The sequence below is a fragment of the uncultured Vibrio sp. genome (assembly GCF_947488985.1).
GTDB lineage: Bacteria > Pseudomonadota > Gammaproteobacteria > Enterobacterales > Vibrionaceae > Vibrio.
The window spans coordinates 1-1,436 of record NZ_CANLBV010000216.1 but is presented as its reverse complement, the minus strand read 5'-3'; the positions used below and the strand labels follow the sequence as shown (position 1 = coordinate 1,436).

General features: G+C 50.1%; 3 protein-coding genes. All 3 read right to left on the bottom strand.

Annotated elements, in window-relative coordinates; all coding sequences use genetic code 11:
- Window positions 1-293, bottom strand: a 293-nt coding sequence (locus Q1A70_RS19910; RefSeq protein ID WP_299695892.1) for a hypothetical protein, incomplete at its 3' end; no start/stop codon positions are given.
- Window positions 294-296: 3 nt separating this feature from the next.
- A complete protein-coding gene (gene trbG / locus Q1A70_RS19905; RefSeq protein ID WP_299697625.1) occupies window positions 297-1,193 on the bottom strand; it encodes a P-type conjugative transfer protein TrbG in 897 nt (298 codons plus the stop codon).
- A 9-nt stretch (window positions 1,194-1,202) separates the two neighbouring features.
- On the bottom strand, window positions 1,203-1,436 hold a 234-nt coding region (locus Q1A70_RS19900), incomplete at its 5' end, for a type IV secretion system protein (protein WP_299697623.1).

Sequence of the window (1,436 nt, the reverse complement as noted above, 5' to 3'; positions counted from 1 at the left end):
TAAGACAACGTGAGGTAATTTCGCTCATGCCCTTGAGAAACCCCCACACCCTTGGCTCTTAATTCAGTCACCAACGTCTTGGCAAACGTACTCTTATCGTGATCCAAATTAAAAATGCGGTTCGACCCATCAATGCGCTGTAAAAATTGAGCAATGTCTTGACTGACCGCCACCTGCTCTGACGGGGTTAATGTCACGTCGCTGTAATTGCCAAAAGCATCCTCTTGGGGGCTGGCGCACCCGACGAGCAAAACCACCATTAAGAAAAACGCGTTCTTCATCATTCGACTCATGGCTTACCCTCCACGACGCTTGATGAGCACGGTCTGTTGCTGTTTCCCCGCCCCCAACAACAAGGCGATTTGAGACGGCACCCCATCAACCACAAACTTACCGTCTCGATAGCGGTAGTTAATGAGTTCACGTTGACCCGCATTTATCACCACCAAGGAGGGCAACTTATCACTCGCCACACTTCGAGGCATCTCAATGATGGTTTTCACGCTGTTGTTGTAGACCCGAACAGGCACAAACTTCGCTTTGCCCGTAACGGAATATTGAAAGTCCAAATCGTCAATATTGAGACCATTAGTCAGCGTATTAACGCTGTTTTCACTCTCTTGACGCTCATAAAGCGAATCCAACGCCAAGTTCACCGTTTCAGGGTAATCAAAACGCACCATAGGCATCCAATCGTTATGTTTGGCCGTGAGCTTAATCAAGTAACTGCGCCGATTGGTCGAGATTTGTAAGGTGGTCTCAATATCCACATCGGTGGGTTTGACCAAGATGTGTGTCACGGCCTCAGCGCCTTGACCCGATACGGTGGGCGTGAATGCCCAGCGCACGGTATCCCCCGCATTTAAACCGTTTGGACTGATACGTTCCCCCGCTTCAAGCTGGATATCACAAGTTTTAAGTGGGGCGCACACCACAGTAGGCATGGACTTACCGTAGTAATACGTCACCGCTCCGTCAGGGGCGCGAATGGGTTTATCCGTACCGTTTATCCAGCGCTGCGCAATGTCTAACCCTGCTTGCTCGACCGCACTTAACGGTTGAGATAATTCCATTAAAGCGGTCGAGACCGACCCAGACGTTGAGGGGACACTGGCGGCCAATGCCGATGTGCATAACACCGAGCCGAAAAAAAACGCACTCGTGAAAGTGCGCTGTGTTAAAAGGTGAAACATACTGTCTCCTTAATTCAGTCGGACATCATTGAATGTGGTGATCCACAATCCCAACGGGTTTTGCTGCATTTGCGTTTTATTTTGGGGTTGCTGTGTTTGCGTGTTCAGTGTGGCGCGATAAAGCGCACCGCTGAGGTGATTACCGCTCCGGTCGGACACGGTTTCCAACCATTCCACTTGCCATGTACTCTCTGAAAGGGGCAACACGCTGTTGATTTCCACCTTTACGAGTTCACGCGAAGC